This window comes from uncultured Rothia sp. (genome assembly GCF_937976295.1).
Lineage (GTDB): Bacteria > Actinomycetota > Actinomycetes > Actinomycetales > Micrococcaceae > Rothia.
Genome location: NZ_CALJRY010000305.1, coordinates 1 through 1,457, shown reverse-complemented (window position 1 = coordinate 1,457; position 1,457 = coordinate 1). Strand labels below are relative to the sequence as shown.

2 protein-coding genes are annotated in these 1,457 nt (G+C 57.0%); both read right to left on the bottom strand.

Translation table 11 applies throughout. The features are described from left to right. Positions 1–43 precede the first annotated feature (43 nt). Positions 44–913 (bottom strand): DUF2262 domain-containing protein, encoded by an 870-nt coding sequence (locus Q0216_RS08180; protein ID WP_298594424.1) that lies wholly within the window; start codon positions 911–913, stop codon positions 44–46. A 99-nt stretch (positions 914–1,012) separates the two neighbouring features. Beyond that, positions 1,013–1,396 (bottom strand): type II toxin-antitoxin system death-on-curing family toxin, encoded by a 384-nt coding sequence (locus tag Q0216_RS10630; protein WP_366139825.1) that lies wholly within the window; start codon positions 1,394–1,396, stop codon positions 1,013–1,015. Between the last annotated feature and the right edge of the window lie 61 nt (positions 1,397–1,457).

Genomic DNA, 1,457 nt, shown 5'->3' with positions numbered 1-1,457 from the left:
ATACACGCCCACGAATCATCACCTCACCTCCAGCAGCCAGTACTCACCCCTCCATATTCGCCGCGGTCACCCCGTCCGTCAGAGTTCCGTATGCGGTGACGCAATGCCCGAAGAACATGTCATCATCGTCGAAGTATGCGGAAAATGAACCGTCGGCATCCATCACGATGCTGCTCAGTTTGATTCGGCGCGTGAAGCTCTCTTCCGTAATCTCGGGGACCTCCTCGTCGGCAGAGTCGCGCCATTCGCATGCAAGTTCGGTCAGCTCACGCGCAGCGAACGCCCGCATGTCACGGTCCCACCGCTCCTGGTCCGCCAGCATCGTCTTCATCGCTTGCACGGCTTGTTTCCAGGTTTCCTCGCAGCCCGAATCGACCTCCAGAGATACAGAGATCCGCTCTCCTCGCCACGAGACATCCCCATCGAATAGGTCCAATTCCTTGTTCAGAGTGAGTTCTCCCAGCACCTCATCGCTTAGAACAACCGGCCTGAGGTACTCCGCCAGGACCTCCTCCAGCTCCGGGCACGCAGCATCCTCCCCGAGGATTTCCACGATGAGGAACTGGTTGCGCCAGGAGGCGGTCATACCCTCGGGCACTTCTTCAGACTTCTTCTTGCGCGCCTTCACGCGATAAATGACCCGCTCAGGAAAGCGACCTAGCACGTTACCCGCGGCATATTGCTCGTCACTCAAAGGGTAGACCAAGCGGCCTTGATTCACGCGCAGGGCACCAGTCGCACAGTCAACATACGCTAAGAAGTAGTGCGAGATGTACCAGAATCCGTTCCTCTTGCCGGCACCTGCACCACCAGCGAGCAGAACAAGAATTTCCCGAGCATCCTCCTCGAAGGTACATTCCCATTCCTCCTGCGTAATGGTGTCCTGCGAGCGCATGTATGCGAGCAGATCCACGTGTCGTCCTCCTTGATCAACAACTACTGGTTCTCTACGACGAACCCTACTCCACGGAATCCTCCACCACTGAATCACCAACACAACACCCGAAGGCGATTACCCCACGTTGATCCTTACCCAGTCCACGAGTTCCTCGTAACTCATAGACCCATCAGCTACCCCGAGCATGGCTGAAAGGAACTCCGCATGGTCAGGTGCAAAACCGACACCACACATCCTGAGATACGTACCTAACAGAGCAGCACCAGTTCGCTTATTTCCGTCCAGGAAGGGATGCCCCGAAATGATCCCAACAGCGTACCGACACGCCTTCTCGACTGCACTCGGATAGAGCTCCTCACCCCCGAAAGTTTGGAAGGGCTGGGCGAGAGCCGAGGCCAGCATCCCCTCGTCACGCACGCCATCAAGACCACCGAAGCGAGCAATCGCAGCCGAATGGATGGCACACACATCGTCCCGAGAAAACGCGAAAGCGTTCACTTCGCGAGCTCTTCAAACACGTCCGCGTAGGCATCCATGAAGTCAACAGCGACATCGACAG